9 protein-coding genes, 2 pseudogenes and 1 other annotated feature are annotated in these 16,974 nt (G+C 41.0%); of the genes and pseudogenes, 10 read left to right on the forward strand and 1 reads right to left on the reverse strand.

The window, feature by feature from the left end; genetic code table 11:
• Positions 1–343 (forward strand): hypothetical protein (locus G4417_RS11505; RefSeq protein ID WP_207718449.1); only part of this gene is annotated, 343 nt, incomplete at its 5' end.
• Between the two features lie 236 nt (positions 344–579).
• A complete protein-coding gene (locus G4417_RS11510) occupies positions 580–1,755 on the forward strand; it encodes a leucine-rich repeat domain-containing protein (protein WP_022381279.1) in 1,176 nt (391 codons plus the stop codon).
• Between the two features lie 80 nt (positions 1,756–1,835).
• On the opposite strand, the gene G4417_RS11515 is transcribed toward G4417_RS11510, so the two are convergent.
• Positions 1,836–3,548, reverse strand: coding sequence for a hypothetical protein (locus G4417_RS11515; RefSeq protein ID WP_173683532.1), 1,713 nt, complete (start codon positions 3,546–3,548; stop codon positions 1,836–1,838).
• A gap of 295 nt (positions 3,549–3,843) precedes the next feature.
• Between G4417_RS11515 and G4417_RS11520 the strand changes: the two genes are divergently transcribed.
• From G4417_RS11520 to G4417_RS11555, 8 genes and pseudogenes are all read left to right on the forward strand, one after another.
• Positions 3,844–4,185 (forward strand): hypothetical protein, encoded by a 342-nt coding sequence (locus G4417_RS11520; RefSeq protein ID WP_173717689.1) that lies wholly within the window; start codon positions 3,844–3,846, stop codon positions 4,183–4,185.
• A gap of 179 nt (positions 4,186–4,364) precedes the next feature.
• Complete coding sequence (locus tag G4417_RS11525; RefSeq protein ID WP_173683535.1) at positions 4,365–6,032, forward strand: leucine-rich repeat domain-containing protein; 1,668 nt, start codon at positions 4,365–4,367, stop codon at positions 6,030–6,032.
• Positions 6,033–6,524: 492 nt separating this feature from the next.
• Positions 6,525–7,241, forward strand: coding sequence for an ABC transporter ATP-binding protein (locus G4417_RS11530; protein WP_008707211.1), 717 nt, complete (start codon positions 6,525–6,527; stop codon positions 7,239–7,241).
• 3 nt (positions 7,242–7,244) lie between these two features.
• Positions 7,245–11,027 carry an FtsX-like permease family protein gene (locus G4417_RS11535; protein ID WP_161276177.1) on the forward strand — a complete coding sequence of 1,261 codons (3,783 nt, stop codon included), beginning with the start codon at positions 7,245–7,247 and terminating at the stop codon, positions 11,025–11,027.
• A 122-nt stretch (positions 11,028–11,149) separates the two neighbouring features.
• Positions 11,150–11,233, forward strand: a pseudogene (locus tag G4417_RS17755) (CAT RNA binding domain-containing protein); the annotation flags it as partial.
• Positions 11,234–11,527 (forward strand): annotated as a pseudogene (locus tag G4417_RS11545) (hypothetical protein); the annotation flags it as partial. It lies immediately after the preceding pseudogene.
• Between the two features lie 248 nt (positions 11,528–11,775).
• Positions 11,776–12,009, forward strand: a binding site (T-box leader).
• Positions 12,010–12,182: 173 nt separating this feature from the next.
• On the forward strand, positions 12,183–14,837 hold the full coding sequence (locus G4417_RS11550; RefSeq protein WP_025579947.1) for a valine--tRNA ligase: 2,655 nt from the start codon (positions 12,183–12,185) through the stop codon (positions 14,835–14,837).
• A gap of 12 nt (positions 14,838–14,849) precedes the next feature.
• Positions 14,850–16,886 carry an LTA synthase family protein gene (locus tag G4417_RS11555; RefSeq protein WP_173683537.1) on the forward strand — a complete coding sequence of 679 codons (2,037 nt, stop codon included), beginning with the start codon at positions 14,850–14,852 and terminating at the stop codon, positions 16,884–16,886.
• Positions 16,887–16,974: the final 88 nt, after the last annotated feature.

The following is a 16,974-nucleotide window of genomic DNA, read 5'->3' on the forward strand; positions in this document are numbered from 1 at the left end:
AGTGGACGGAGCTATGAAGAAATCATGCAGTACCTGCACAGTAAATCTGAAGAGGCGTGATCAAATGTTAACGGAATACTATTTTGCAGTCAGGTATGGAGATATCATTATTCTTCTCTATCATGAAGATATGATGTCTGTATGGGAATTATTATTTAAGAACAGCCAGAAGGAAAAGGCATTGAAAAGATTTTTAGAATACTGCTACATGATAGATGTAAAAGTAGCATTCGAAGGTTTGAAAGGAGAAAAAACCAAAGGGTTAAAGGCAACTCTTAAATTTGCGAAAGAACATGATATGTGTATGACTGAAGCACAGATTCAAGGTGCCAATAACATGTAAATTTCCAGCCCGAGATGCTTTTAGGGCTATTCCAGGCTGGAAATTAAGGCAGCTGCTAAACAAAAGGCTTTCAGACTACAGGCGAACATATGTTGCTGCAAAACTGTGGAGATTAATTTAAATTTGCATTTTGGTTCGGGGTCATTAGAATACTTTTAATACCAGAAATACAGGATCTTTTATAGTTAGTGATATACTATGATAATAGATGAATATTATTGATTGGAGGAGATTCTATGAAGTCAAAGAAAGTAAAGAAAATATTGTTGATTGCTTTAACGTGTGTAGCAATTTCTGCATCTGTCTCAGCAGAAGCTGCTATGAAATCACAGATAACCATTGAAAGTAAAAATAAGTATGAACAGTTGAAAATTTCAGAGAGCCGTGTGTATGGAGAATACCCAACTGGAGATTATAAGAAGATAATGCTTCTTCCTTCGGTTTCTAAAGTAGAAAAATTTTGTTTTGAAGATAATTTGAATATAGAAGAAGTAGAGTGGATGGCTTCAGTAGATACTGTTCCAGTTTTTGCCTTTAGCACATGTCCAAAGCTTAAAAGGGTAATACTTTCTGATAATGTGAAAAAAATTGGACAAAGTGCATTTATATACTGCGGTGAACTGACGAGTGTTAAACTTCCCCAAAATCTTCAAAGTATAGATTTTTTTGCATTTGCTGACTGTCGAAAACTGAAAACGTTATATATACCTGAAACAGTTACTGAGATAGGTGCTGAGGCGTTCATAAATTGTGATTCTCTAACAGTTCATGGAAAGAAAAATTCATATGCATACTATTACTGTAAGATGAATGGTATTCCTTTTGTAAGTGAGGGAACTGCTTCAAAACCAGAAACAAATCGTCCGTATATAAAATCTGTTGATTCAGATATAGTAAACAAACAAATCTATGTTACAATTGATTTGAGCGGAAAAGTAAAGAATGCAGATGGATATCAATATCAAATATATGATGGTACTAAGGTATTAGCTAATAAAAATTCTGCAAACACAACCTGTATATTAAAAAAAGTGCCGACTATGGGATTTGCCAGAGTCCGTTCTTATACTGTTCAAAATGGTAAAAAAAGTTATAGCAGGTGGTCTAATGAAATGCGTATGCCTCCTGTTAAACTAAATAAAGATAATATAAAATTAATAAAAATTACCGGGAAAAAGAAAACAGTAACCGCACAGTTTGGAAATTTAAAATACAGTGATGGGTTTGATTGCGTACTTAAGAATGCAGATTCAGGAGAAAATATTGTATTAAAAAATCAAAAGAAAAATACAGTTACTTTTAAAAATATAAAACCGGGAGTTTACTATTTGAAAGCGCATGCATATACGTTGTTGAATGGTATTAAACAGTTTGGCGTATGGTCAGATAATAAAAAAGTTGTTGTTAAATAGAAAATTGGAATTATAAAAAGCAGGCGAAAAACTGCCTGCTTTTTATAATGGAAATTTATGCTGTTATTGATGTAGCGAAATCAAGCTGTAATAAATTCAAGCGTATTATACTGAAAGAAGCCGTCAGTGGATGCTAAACCACTGGTGTGGGTAGCATCTTTGACATTGACATTGCACACAGCGATTAATTTATTATTTTGATCCAGAGCCACTGATTCCAGTTCAAAACTGTTATATGTGCGGCCCTGAGCATCTTTAGCAGGAATATCTGTAACAAATCCGAAATCCGGATATAAAAGTTTGCTATCATCAAGTTTTTTCAGATTATAATGAAGCAAGGTGTTTTTTGTTGTGATTTTAGTCGTTACTCCACTTACAGTATGTGGATTACTGGTTCCGACAAAAAGCCCTAATTTATTGTGATAGAAAATATCCTGGGATGTAGGCTGACCGGCGTTTACCAGTGTACAAAGATAAGTGGCTTTTACATTTTTTTCATTTTCAAATGTACATTTATAGAGCTTTAATGTTCCGTCAACAACGGACAATAATAAAGCTGTATTTGCCTCATAAAAATAATTAATTGCTTTAAGAGCAAATGATTTATCGTTATCGTTGGGAGTTACTGTATATATTATTTCCTCATCCTCTTTGTTACTGCTGATAGCAACCACTTTGTTATTTCTTGCGACAACAAAGAATTTTCCGTTAAAACAGCTCATACCGTTGGCATGACCTAATAAACCGTCAGTGAATGTTTTAAAGTGAGATACACCTGCGCTTGTATTCATATAATTTTTACAGTAGCCAAGAACAGCGACTTTATCTTGACTTTGTTTTATAAAATATGGAGTATTGTTTCCGTTAAAGGATACACATCCCAGATTGGTTGTTTCATAGTTGGGATCTACTTTGGTAGGCACACGGGCTCCTGCTTTAAAACCGCATGCAAAAGTATAGGTTTTACCGGAGTAGGTAATGCCTTCCAGTACAGAGAATTTATCTTCTGCGGTTCCATCGGATGTTATAACATTGGATGCAAGCACAAGGTGATTGGCTTTCATACAGATTGATTCAAGGTTGTACTGTTTATATTCACCTGTTTTATTTACATTGATGACCGAACATGGAGTGTATTTTTTACCTTTATCATCAGTAAGATGATAATCAACTACCAGAATACGGTTCTGAAGTGTTGAAAAAGTGTTATTTGTCAGGATAAATAATCCAAATGAAGTGTGATAGTAAATATCCTGAAGCCGTGTGGTATAACCAAAACCTGAGTTAGTAACTGTGAATGTACTTGCTGCTTTAGCAGCCTTCCAGTCTACAACACTGAAAGTTAATGTCCCAGCATTGCTCTTGTCAGCGTAATGCATAATGATAAATTTCTCGTTAGTTCCGTCAGCAGCAGTGATACCTAATGCGCCTTTTGGACAAATTTCATTGATACTGTACGTACCGAGCTGATTGCCTTTGGTATCCAGTTTTACGATGGTTGTAGAACCGCCGTAACCTTTATGGTCTTCTGCAAGCATATACAGATAATTTCCAATTTTGGTAAGTCCCAGAGCGAACCAGTTCAGATCTTTTTTTACTGCAGTTGCTTTTGTTGCCATGTAGTCAGTCGTTTTGAGTAATGTAGTTTTAAGACCGGTTGTCTTTACGCAATACATATCTGACCCCACAATTGCAATTCCCGCTACGTTTGTTGCACCTTCATCGGGAATTAGTGCATGGTCTACGGGTGTAGCTGAAATGGTTAAAGTTGTTCCATTGAATGTTCCTGGCATAATTTTTTTGCCTCCTTTAAATTTTTGGAATTTGCAAATTCACTTTGTAAAGAGACGTTTTTTCATGATTTGTAAACCGGAAATAAAAAATAAATACAGACAGGAATTATTGTTTCAGAATGATAAAAGATATAGTACTTTATAAACGGGTAAATTTGTTTGTGAAAGAAATTAAGTTAATCGATTATTTCTTTATAATGCAGGAACGGATACACTTCATCTGTCTGATTTTCCGCAGAGCAGGTATTTTGATTTTTCCTATTCACCGATTTTCGATACGAATACAGATGAAGAAATGCAGACTGGAAGTTGTGCTGCTGTGGATATTGTTGATAAGAAGAATCTTCCTGCCGGAAACTATGAGGAACAGGATTCTTTTATTGTAGGAGACCGGATTTATCAGGGACTGGCAGATGCTGTTGAGCCTGTGACTGGAATTACCAATGGTGCAGAAAAAACAGCTCAAAGTTTTCTGGTCAACGGATCTCTGGAACTGAATGAGGATGAAAATAATGAAGGACTGGACACTGCCGTACAGATAATGGTACAGGTGGATGCTTATCAGACATTAAACAGACCAGTTATTGATACGCGGTGGACCAGAGTGATCACAAATTATGCAATGATTATTTCCTGAGGATCTGCAGATTAAAAAAGACAGGCTAAATGCTGCAGACTCTTTGTTTTATGGGGAACAAGATGGAAGAATAAGATTCATGTCTATCAAAATACATTTAATGCCATAATTACCAAAATTCCTCCATCTTGTGATATATTAACATTAACGGTTAAATATCACGGAATGGAGGAATTTTTATGGATAGAAAAAAGTTCATAGCGGTTGCTATTTCGGCAGCACTTGGTTTATCCGGTGCTCCGGTTTATGCATCAGAATCTGTAACATTTTCTGATGGGGAAGTACAGGAATATGGAGCAGAAGAAGAGAAACAGGAATTCCAGACAGATAGCCAGGATCCTGAAACTGATGCATTTCAGGATAAAATGGAATCAGATGCAGATACAGACGGATTTTTGGATGAAGCAACAGGAGTATCCTCAGGGGAAGCGGATGCGAATGGATTTACATATCAATATCTTAAAGAATCTGATACATACCGCCTGACAAAGGGAACAGATACAGAGAATGTCATAATACCTTATGAGTATAATGGAAAAGTAGTTTCAGAGGTTGGAGAGAGAGCTTTTTACGGATGTATAAACATAAAGACTGTGAAAGCAGAAGAGGGAGCTGACAGAAGGAAAAATCATATACGCATTGATAAATCTGCTTTTGAGAACTGTGAAAATCTCAGAAAAGTTTCTTTTGATCAGGGAGCGAAGCTGGAAAGCAGGGCATTTTATAATTGTCCGAAGCTGTGGGAGTATACAGGTGTTTCCTACTATGATTCTTTTGACACAGAAATAGAACAGGATTCTTTTGACGCGGATACAAAGGTAATATTCAGAGCAGGAGATAATGGAATTCCGGAGTCTGTTAAGGCTTTTGCAGACAAGAACAGGGTATTTATGGAAATTACGGATAATGATGATTATGTTCTGACAGATAAAGATGGTACTTCTTATTATGATGACTGGAGTGAAGGAGATTCCAGAACATTCTGTGTAGATTGTGATGATACAATGGCATCGGTAAGAGTGTGGTCTGCTGTGGAAGTGATTGGGCGGAAAGCTTTTTATGGATGCTCAAATGTAAAAAAAGTGCTCATTGAGAGGAAAACTTCAACGATTGAGTCGAAAGCTTTTGCAAAGTGCAAAAATATGAGTATTATTATGCCTTCCGGTATAACAGCAATCAGTGACGATGCTTTTGATGGTGCTTCTGGCATTACTATTTACGCGGATAAGGGCTCTTATGCGGAAAAATATGCAAAGAAACATAATCTGACCTGCAAGACAATACCAGCACCGACAGCAGTACCGGTACCGAAACTGAAAGTATCTTATGATGCAAAAAATGGTAATGCTACATTAAACTGGACACCGGTAGAATATACTTTTCAATATTATATTTACAGATATGATACAGCCACAAAAAAATATAAATGTGTAAGCAAAGTTGACCAGAATACTACGTCATATAAGCCTGAGAGCCCTGTAGGGAGAACAGTGAAATACAAAGTCCGGGTAAGAACATTAGCCGGAATATATACAGACCAGTACAGTAAGAAGAGTAATACAGTGACTGTCCAGGGACGACCGGGGAATGTAAGTGATGTTTCTAAAAAGAAGAAGGGGAAAAACCTTACGTTTAAGTGGACAAAGGCAAAAGGCGCACAGGGATATATTCTGTACAGATATGATGAAAATGCCCGGAAGTACAGAAAAATCAAAACTATAAAAAATGGAAATATTACATCTTATACAGATAAAACCGGAAAATTAAATAAGAATGAAAATTATTATGTGAGAGCATACTGTACAACTAAAGATGGTACCAGATTATATGGATGGTACTGGGCGTAATAATTTCAGGCGGTGATAAAATAAAAAAAGCTGCCTGGGGTTGATTTTATATCAGGCAAAAGGTCCCTGACAGAAATGAAAGAAAGTTTCATAGGTAAAAATAAAGATTCGAGGTCAGATGATGTATGTTTAGTCCCACTTTTATATTTTCGTCATCAGCTTAATGTAAAATAATAACGGGTAAAGAAGATATAAGATGTTCTGGTACATACAATTAAGAAGAAAGGGGCATGTGCTGTGCATAGTCAAAATGATGAACCGCCTGAGATAATCAGGCGGTTTTGACGTATCTGGATTTTTTATGAATATTTTATTTTTAATTACAGGTATAATGTGTTACAATAAATATAACCATTAAGACTACCAGGCAGGTCAGAATTTGACCTGCCTGTAAATAAATACGGAAATAAATCGGGGTCAAAAGAATCGTTAATAATTGTAACAAAATAAAATTACCGGTGTAGCAAAAATAAAATTACAGGGGAAATGCGGATGAATGAGATGACAGATGCATATGTAAAACTGGATAAGGTTTCCAAGATATATGGAACAAAGGAAGTAAAAATCGTTGCAGTAGATGAGATCAGCTTTGAGATTGCCAAGGGAGAGTTTGTAGTGATCGTTGGTCCCAGCGGTGCGGGCAAGACAACAGTGCTGAACATTCTTGGGGGTATGGATCAGGCTACCAGCGGAGAAGTTCTGGTGGATGGAAGGAATATTGCCAGATATAACAGCAGGCAGCTTACCGGTTATCGGAGAAATGATATTGGATTTGTATTCCAGTTCTATAATCTGGTGCCTAATCTTACAGCACTGGAGAACGTAGAACTGGCATTGCAGATCTGTAAAAATCCGCTGGATGCCAAGGAGGTTCTGGAGGAAGTGGGACTGAAGGACAGACTGACCAATTTCCCGGCACAGCTTTCCGGTGGTGAGCAGCAGAGAGTTTCCATTGCCAGGGCACTGGCGAAGAATCCCAAGCTCTTACTGTGTGATGAGCCCACAGGTGCACTGGACTACCAGACTGGTAAGGCAATCCTGAAGCTGTTGCAGGATATGTGCAGGGAGCGTGGAATGACAGTGATCGTCATTACCCATAACTCGGCGCTGACACCTATGGCAGACCGTGTGATCAAGATCAAGAACGGCAAGGTTTCCAGGATGACAATGAATGACCATCCTACACCCATAGAGGAGATAGAATGGTAGGTGATGAATATGAAAGCAATGCATAAAGATTTCTGGATGGAGATACGCAAGAGCAAAGCCAGATTTATTTCCATATTTATGATCGTTGCTCTGGGAGTTGCGTTTTTCTCCGGGATACAGGCCTCGTCACCGGATATGCGCTTCTCAGGTGATGCCTATTATGATGAAACCAATCTTATGGATATCAAAGTAATGGGAACTCTGGGACTGACGGAGGATGATGTAGCTGCCATTAAGCAGGTGGACGGAGTAGAGAATGCAGAGGGCGCCTATGGTACAGATGTAATGTGTGGAGAAGGCGAGAAGCAGAAGGTACTTCATGTGGAAGCTGTGGATCAAACCATGAATCGGATCTCAGTGACAGAGGGAAAAGCTCCGGAAAAAAGCGGAGAGATTTTCCTTGACTGTATTTTTGCTGAGAGCAATGGATATAAGGTGGGTGATCAGATTACCCTGAAAGAGGGCGGAGACAGCGAACTGTTGAAAAAGACAGATTATACAGTTGTGGGTTTAGGAGAGAGTCCTCTCTACATATCCTATAATCGCGGAAATTCCACTTTGGGTTCCGGTGAGGTTAATGGATTTGCCTATGTGCTCCCTGAGGATTTTGACCAGGAAGTGTATACGCAGATTTATGTGCAGGCTCATGGGGCACAGGATCTGATCAGCTATACAGATGCTTATGATTCCCTGATAGAGAGAGTGCAGGAGCAAGTGGAGGGGATTGAGGCAGAACGGTGTCAGGTCAGATATGATGAGATTGTAGAGGAAGCTAATGACAAGCTTGCAGATGCCAGACAGGAACTTGAAGACGGAAAGAAGGAAGCTAATGAGAAGCTTGCGGATGCCAGACAGGAACTGGAGGACGGCAAAAAGAAGTTAAAAGACGGCAAGAAGGAATATAAGGATGGCAAGAAAAAGCTTGCAGACGCAAAAAAGGAACTGGAGGATGGAAAAGCCCGGCTTGCAGATGCAAAGAAGGAATTAGAGGATGGCAGATCCCAGCTTGCCAGTGCGAAAGAGCAGCTTGCCAGTGGCAGAGCACAGATCGCATCTGCAAAGGAACAGCTGAATGCAGGATGGGCGGAGGTTTCAGAGAACCAGGCAAAGCTTGATGATGGAAAAGCACAGCTTGAGGATGGCAAGAATCAGTTAAGCGCCGGTGAGAAGCAGATTGCGGATGCAAAGACGCAGCTTACCCAGAGCCAGCAGGAACTTGACAATGGAAAGGCGCAGATTCAGTCAGGCAGAGAGCAGATTGCAGCAACCAGACAGGACTTAAATGCCAAAAAGGAAAGCTGCAATCAGGGACTTGCGCAGATTGAGCAGCAGGAGGCCGGACTTGCAGAAGGAGAGGCTCAGCTTGAGGGTGCCAGAAGTCAGCTTGCAGCATTGCAGGCACAGTATGAGCAGGCACAAGCTTCAGGCACATATTCCGAGGAAGACCTGGCGGCTCTGGCAGCACAGGTTTCCGCTTATCAGGAGCAGGTGGACAGTCAGGCAGCCCAGCTGGAAGCATCCAGAAACCAGATCGCAGCAGCAAGAAGTGAACTGGAGAGTGGTTTAAGCCAGGTGGAGAGCGGACTGTCCCAGCTTGATGCAAAGGAAGCAGAACTGAACCAGCAGGAGGCCGTATTTCCCGATGCCCAGGCAAAGATTGATGCAGGATGGAAAGAGGTGAAGGCTCAGGAGAAGAAGCTGGAACCAGCCAGAAAAGAGATTCAGGAAAAAGAAGCCCAGCTTGAGTCAGCACAGGAACAGATCGATGCTGCAAAAGCAAAACTAAATTCCAGCCAGGCGCAGTTAGAGGAGAAGGAGGCAGAACTTGCTTCGGGAGAAGCACAGATTCGGGAGAATGAAGGGAAGCTTGCTTCCGGCGAGAAAGAGATTGCCGACAATGAACAGAAGCTGAGGGATGGAGAGAAGGAAATCTCAGAGAACGAACAGAAGCTGAAGGATTCCAGAAAGGACATCAAAAAAGCTGAGAAGGATCTGGAAGAAGGTAAAAAAGAATACGAAGACGGCAAGAGGGATGCAGAGAAAGAAATTGCAGACGGTGAGAAGAAGATTCAGGATGCCCAGGATGAGATCGATGATATCAGTATGCCGGAATGGATGGTAACGGACCGCAATGATCTGCCGGAATATTCAGATTATGGGGATAATGCAGACAGAATAAGAAGTATCGGACAGGTTTTCCCTGTTATCTTTTTCCTGGTGGCTGCACTGGTAAGTCTGACTACCATGACACGAATGGTGGAGGAACAGAGAACCCAGATCGGTACAATGAAGGCTCTGGGATACGGCAAGTATGCAATTGCATCCAAATATCTGCTGTATGCCTTTCTTGCCACAGTGGGAGGCAGTATCCTGGGAATTCTGATCGGAGAGAAAATCCTGCCCTGGGTTATTATTAACGGGTATGGCATTATGTATAAGGGTATGATGAACAATATCCAGATCCGTTATGAATTAAAATTTGCAATGATAGCAGCAGGTGCAGCAACTGTGTGTACTGTCGGAGCCACCATTTTCTCCTGTTACAGGGCACTGGCGGAAACTCCGGCATCACTGATGCGTCCTCCTGCTCCCAAAGAGGGTAAGAGAATCCTGCTGGAACGGATCCCGCTTTTCTGGAAGCACTTGAATTTTACATGGAAATCTACTCTGAGAAACCTTTTCCGATATAAAAAACGTTTCTTTATGACGATTTTCGGTATTTCGGGAAGTATGGCGCTAATGCTGGTAGGTTTTGGACTCAGGGATTCCATTATGGATATTGCCAGACGGCAGTATCAGGAGCTTCAGCATTATACAGGAACGATCATTGATGATGAGGAGGCAACGGATAAGGAGAGACAGGAGCTGGATGAATTTTTGAAGAATGACAGCCAGATCGAGAGATATACCCATGTGCAGTTTACCAAGATGAGTGTTCCCAGAAATAAATCCAATATCAGCGTATATGTGTATGTGCCTGAGAATCTTGAGACCTTTAATAAGGATGTAACTCTTCAGGACAGAAAGACAAAAGAGAAATATAAGCTGACGGAAGCAGGTACAGTGATCAGTGAGAAGACGGCAACTCTGACAGGACTGAAAGTCGGGGATACCATGACCATCACAAAGGATGGGAAAAATTATGAGACAAAGATCGCAGCAGTGACAGAGAATTACATGGGACATTATATTTATATGACAGGAAATGTCTATGAACAGACCTTCGGGGAGAAGCCGAACTATTCTGCAACTGTTTTCACGGTAAAAGAGGAGTACAAAGAATCAGAATCTGAGGTGGGAAATGAGATCCTGAAGCACCCGGCTGCATTAAGCATCAGCTATACCAGCAGTCTGGAGGCTCAGCTTCACAGAATGCTTGGAGCATTGGATACGGTAATCATAGTGCTGATCATTTCTGCGGGAATGCTTGCTTTCGTAGTCCTGTATAATCTGAACAATGTCAATATTACGGAACGCCAGAGAGAACTGGCAACCCTGAAGGTACTGGGATTCTATGATAATGAAGTTTCTGCCTATGTATACAGGGAGAACGTTATCCTTACCCTCATCGGCGTGCTGGCAGGGGCTGTATTCGGAATCTTTTTGCACAGATATATTATCCGTACTGTGGAAGTGGATGCGGTCATGTTCGGAAGAAATATTAATCCTGTCAGTTTCCTGTACTGCGGACTGCTGACAATTGGATTCTCCATGATTGTAAATCTGTTTATGCATCAGAAATTAAAGAAGATTGACATGGTAGAATCCCTGAAAAGTGTGGAATAAACGATTTGTCGCTTTATTGCAGAAAAGAAGAAAAAGAAAAATACAGGATAAGATGTGAAAAATATCTGATAAAACACAAAGAAGAATGAAAATACAATAGCGATTTTTGACAAAATTAAAAAGTGATCAATAACAATATTATCTCGGCATATGAGAAATCCGGTGCAGAAGTAATTGTGATGGGACGGGGAATCGGTTTTAAAAAGAAACAGGGAGAAATAAAAGTTGCTATTGGTCTGGTAGCTTCCGCAGCACTTTGTGCATTTATCTGCGGTGTTACAGAGCCGTTCGAATTTGGTTTCATGTTCCTGACTCTTGGACTCTATGTTATTTATGCATTATTATATGGTATCTTTACCGTGGTCACAGTATTATTAGGATTCCGTGCAGGCTTCTCATTCTCAGCCGGTGTAATCAGATCTGGCAAAAATTCTGTTCAGGTTGTAATCGGTACGAAAGTTCAGTTCGTAGCAGACGAGTTTAAGAAGCTCTGTAAATAATATAGCAGATAAAATCCCTTTTTACAAAAAGACCATAATTTAGTATTTCTTTTACAGCGGGTAAACCAAATGTTTGCTCGCTGTTTTTATATATTTAACCGAATAAACTGCGGAACAGTTACTAAGTTATTAGCAGTCGGCAAAGAGGCTGATTTTATCCATTTGATAAACAATTGCAGGCATAAATTTGTGAAATCCCGTGAAACATCCTTGACAAAAAAAGCTTTTTTCATTATAGTAGAATCCAGAAAAAGGCTGTGAAAAAGAGGAGTAGGCGGTAATGCCCCACAGAGAGGGAAGCTTATAAGCTGGAAGGTTTCCCGGGAACAGAAGTGCTGAAGGTAGCTTTGGAGCCGGGAGGCTGAAGTGAGTGGTATGATAGTGTTGAGATTCATATACGCGCATGGTAGGCTTTCACGTATCCCGCGTTAAGGGAATGAGAGACAAACTAAGGTGGTACCGCGATCAATGTCGCCCTTTGCACGTATAATGCGTGTGAGGGGCGTTTTTTATCGAATAAGTTTATGACACAGTTATCTGGCTGGATGCGGAAAGCGAAGTCAGTATGCTTATTTGTTTGGTTGTCAGGGTGACTGCTTTATAACGGAGTAATCCGTAGATACTTTAGTTTCAGATATATAATTAGGAGGACATTATGAGCAAAGAACTTGCAAAAACTTACGATCCTAAGGGAATCGAAGAGCGTCTTTACACAAAATGGATGGACAATGGATATTTCCATGCAAAAGTAAATCCGGACAAGAAACCGTTTACCATTGTTATGCCGCCGCCAAACGTAACCGGCCAGCTTCACATGGGACATGCGCTGGATGAAACCATGCAGGATATCCTGATCCGTTTCAAGAGAATGCAGGGCTATGAAGCATTATGGCAGCCGGGAACTGACCATGCAGCTATCGCTACAGAGGTTAAGGTTATCGACAAGCTGAAAAAAGAAGGTATCGACAAACACGATATCGGCCGTGAGGAATTCTTAAAACATGCGTGGGCATGGAAAGAGGAGTACGGCGGAAAGATCATCAATCAGTTAAAGAAACTGGGTGCTTCCGCAGACTGGGAGAGAGAACGTTTCACAATGGATGAGGGATGTTCCAAGGCAGTACAGGAAGTATTTATCAAATTATATGAAAAAGGCTATATCTACAAAGGTTCCAGAATCATCAACTGGTGTCCTGTATGCCAGACTTCCATCTCTGATGCAGAGGTTGAGCATGAGGATCAGGACGGATTTTTCTGGCACATTAATTACCCGATCGTAGGGGAAGAGGGACGTTTCGTAGAGATTGCAACTACACGTCCGGAAACCCTGCTGGGTGATACTGCTGTTGCCGTAAATCCGGAAGATGAGCGCTACAAGGATCTCATCGGCAAGATGCTGAAGCTTCCTCTCACAGACAGAGAGATTCCGGTGATCGCCGATGAATATGTAGACAAAGAATTCGGAACAGGATGTGTAAAGATCACACCTGCCCATGACCCTAACGATTTTGAGGTTGGACGCCGTCACAATCTGGAAGAAATCAACATCATGAATGATGATGCAACAATCAACGAACTTGGCGGTAAATACGCAGGTATGGATCGCTATGAAGCACGTAAGGCAATGGTTGCAGATCTGGAAGAACTTGGACTTCTGGTAAAAGTAGTTCCCCACAATCACAGTGTTGGAACACATGACCGCTGCGGTACAACCGTAGAGCCTATGATCAAACCACAGTGGTTTGTAAAGATGGACGAGATGGCAAAGGCAGCGATCAAAGCACTGGATGACGGAGATCTGAAATTTGTTCCGTCCCGTTTTGACAAGACTTACCTTCACTGGCTTGAGAATATCCGTGACTGGTGTATTTCCAGACAGTTATGGTGGGGACACAGAATCCCGGCTTATTACTGTGATGAGTGCGGTGAAGTAGTAGTTGCAAGAGAAATGCCTGAGAAATGCCCGAAATGCGGATGCACACATCTTCATCAGGATGAGGATACACTGGATACCTGGTTCAGTTCTGCATTATGGCCATTCTCCACACTTGGCTGGCCGGAGAAAACACCGGAACTGGAATATTTCTATCCGACAGATGTACTTGTTACAGGATATGACATTATCTTCTTCTGGGTTATCCGTATGGTATTCTCTGCTCTGGAGCAGACTGATCAGGTTCCGTTCCATCATGTACTGATCCATGGTCTGGTACGTGACTCCCAGGGACGTAAGATGAGTAAGTCTCTTGGAAACGGTATCGATCCTCTGGAAGTTATTGATAAATACGGCGCAGATGCTCTTCGTCTTACTCTGATGACAGGTAATGCACCTGGAAATGATATGCGTTTCTACTGGGAAAAGGTAGAAGCAAGCCGTAACTTCGCAAACAAGATCTGGAATGCTTCCCGTTTCATCATGATGAACCTGGAAGGCAAGACAGTGACAGAGCCGGAGAACTTAAATGATCTCTGTGCAGAGGATAAATGGATTCTGTCTCACTTAAATACAGTGATTCGTGAAGCAACAGAGAACATGGAAAAATATGAACTTGGTATTGCAGTACAGAAGGTTTATGACTTCCTGTGGGATGAACTCTGCGACTGGTATATTGAGATGGCTAAGGTTCGTCTGTGGAAGGCAGAGGAAGATCCGAAGGCTGCAAATGATGCACTCTGGACATTAAGAACAGCGCTGACAGAAGGTCTGAAGCTTCTTCATCCGTATATGCCGTTTATCACAGAGGAAATCTACTGCACACTTCTTCCTGAAGAAGAGTCTATTATGATCTCCGAATGGCCTGTATACAGAGAAGAGAGAAACTTCCCGGATGCTGAGAAAGCAATCGAGGGCTTCAAAGAGGTTGTAAGAGGTATCCGTAATACCAGAACAGAGATGAATGTTCCGAATAACCGCAAGACAAGCCTGCATATTGTGGCAAAGGATGCTGAAACAGCAGCAATGTATGAGAACAGCAAGAAATCCTTTGTAAATCTTGCATTTGCAAAAGAGATTCTGGTACAGACAGACAAGAACGGAATCAGTGAAGATGCAGTTTCCGTAGTTGTTTCCAATGCGGTTGTATATATGCCGTTGGAAGACCTGATCGACAAAGATAAAGAGATTGAACGTCTTACAAAAGAAACAGAACGTCTCACAAAAGAGATCGCAAGATGTGAAGGTATGCTGAATAATCCGAATTTCGTAAACAAGGCACCTGCTGCCAAGGTGGATGCGGAGAAAGACAAACTTGCGAAATATAAAGAAATGATGGATAAGGTTAAAGGACAGTTAGAGCAGCTTAAGAAATAAGGGAGTGTTTAGATGAAATTGTATAAGATTTGTAACAAAATCTCCCTTTTACTCCATGTACTTGCCAGCGCAGCGGGATATTTTGTTATGGAGGCAATCTGCCGTCACTCGTTTATAGAAGCCTGGAATTATATGACACAGAGACCTCTGGTTTTTGCATATAATGCGGCATTCATTTTTACTTCGTCACTAATTGTTTATCTGTTTCACAGGAGAGTATTCTGGAGAGTACTGGTTACGTTGTTCTGGCTGATACTGGCCATTATTAACGGTGTTCTCCTGCTGAACCGTGTTACACCTTTTACCGGACCGGATCTGCATCTGATCACAGATGCAATGAAGATTGCCAACAAATATCTGCCTGTTGCAGGCGTTGTGGCAGTCTGCATCCTGTTTGGGATTCTTGTTATTTTACTGCTGATGCTGCTTATTAAAGGACCGAAGTATCAGAAAAAGATTAAATATCGCTACAATATTCCTCTGATCCTGCTGGCTGTTGCTCTTTTTGCAGGAAGTACACAACTGGCACTGGAGAAGAGGGTGCTTTCCAATTACTTTGGAAATATTGCTTTTGCATATGAGGATTATGGATATCCTTACTGTCTGGCAACTACGATTTTCAATACGGGAATCAGTTGTCCGAGAGATTATTCTGAGAAAGAAATCAAAAGAATTGAGAAGACGGAAAAGAATCTTCCGGAAACGCAGGAAGAAAAGCGGCCGAATATTCTGTTTTTGCAGTTAGAATCATTCTTTGATCCTACGCTGGTTAATTACCTGGATATTTCAGAAGACCCGATTCCGACCTTCCGTAAGCTGATGAAGGAATATTCTTCAGGATATTATAAGGTTCCGTCTGTCGGTGCAGGTACTGCCAATACGGAATTTGAATCCATTACAGGAATGAGTATGCATTATTTTGGACCTGGGGAATATCCTTATAAGAGTATTCTTAGAGAGACTACATGTGAGAGTGCACCTTATATACTGAAGAATCTGGGTTATACCACCCATGCAGTTCATAATAATGAGGCAAATTTCTATGGAAGAAGATCTATTTTTCCGAATCTCGGATTTGATACTTTTACTTCCGAAGAGTACATGGCAAGAGAGAACGAGAAGAATCCAAATGGCTGGGTAAAGGATGAGGTTCTGACAGATGAAATCCTGAAATGTCTGGACTCCACTGAGGGACCGGATTATGTATATACTATTTCTGTACAGGGACATGGTGCGTATCCGGATGAGCAGATTCTGGAAAATCCTGAGATCACAGTTTCCGGTGCACCGACTGAGGAAGAGAACAATAAATGGGAATATTACGTAAATGAGATCCATGAGATGGATAATTTTGTCAAAGAGCTGACAGACAAGCTTGCAGATTATCCTGAGGATGTGGTTCTTGTTATGTACGGTGACCACCTTCCGACTATGGGATTGACTGTGGAAGACCTGAAGAACAAGTATCTGTTCCAGACAGAATATGTGATGTGGGATAACTTCGGACTTAAGAAAAAGAAGGAAAATCTTGCAGCATATCAGATGGCGGCAGAGGTTATGGATCGTGTGGGAATCCATGAGGGAACCGTTTTCCGCTATCATCAGGCAAGAAGAAATACCAGAAATTATCAGGTGGATCTGGAAACCCTGCAGTATGACCTCCTTTATGGAAAGAGATATTCCTACGGGGAAAGCGGCGAAAGTCCTTATCTGCGTACCAGAATGCGTATGGGAATCTATGATGTGACTCTGGATTCCATTCAATGTATCTCTGAGGCAGATCATACATATTACATTAAGGGAACGGAATTTACGCCGTCCAGTGAAATCAAGCTGAACGGAGAATGGTATGATACGGTCTATATCAATCCGACTACACTGATGATCACAGGTACGGAGCTGAATGATTTCGACAGGCTGGCGGTGATCCAGCGAAGCAACAGTTCGACGCGAAAACCGCTGAGCAAGAGCTATGACCGGTCCTGCTATGCACTTTATTCAAATAATAAATGGAAATTAACAGAAAGTGCTGGTACGAATGAGAATTAATCCATAATTTTGTCGGATAAAATATTACGATTGGTACTGGACATCTTCCACCACTATTATATAATGTTAGAGTAACTAAATACATTAT

The sequence above is a fragment of the Blautia wexlerae genome (assembly GCF_013300825.1).
Lineage (GTDB): Bacteria > Bacillota > Clostridia > Lachnospirales > Lachnospiraceae > Blautia_A > Blautia_A wexlerae_B.

Excerpts from the sequence above, each read along its gene's own strand:
- G4417_RS11510 (WP_022381279.1), top strand. The coding sequence starts at position 580 with ATGAAGTCAAAGAAAGTAAAGAAAATATTGTTGATTGCTTTAACGTGT.
- G4417_RS11515 (WP_173683532.1), bottom strand. The coding sequence starts at position 3,548 with ATGCCAGGAACATTCAATGGAACAACTTTAACCATTTCAGCTACACCC.
- G4417_RS11520 (WP_173717689.1), top strand. The coding sequence starts at position 3,844 with ATGCAGACTGGAAGTTGTGCTGCTGTGGATATTGTTGATAAGAAGAAT.
- G4417_RS11525 (WP_173683535.1), top strand. The coding sequence starts at position 4,365 with ATGGATAGAAAAAAGTTCATAGCGGTTGCTATTTCGGCAGCACTTGGT.
- G4417_RS11530 (WP_008707211.1), top strand. The coding sequence starts at position 6,525 with ATGAATGAGATGACAGATGCATATGTAAAACTGGATAAGGTTTCCAAG.
- G4417_RS11535 (WP_161276177.1), top strand. The coding sequence starts at position 7,245 with ATGAATATGAAAGCAATGCATAAAGATTTCTGGATGGAGATACGCAAG.
- G4417_RS11550 (WP_025579947.1), top strand. The coding sequence starts at position 12,183 with ATGAGCAAAGAACTTGCAAAAACTTACGATCCTAAGGGAATCGAAGAG.
- G4417_RS11555 (WP_173683537.1), top strand. The coding sequence starts at position 14,850 with ATGAAATTGTATAAGATTTGTAACAAAATCTCCCTTTTACTCCATGTA.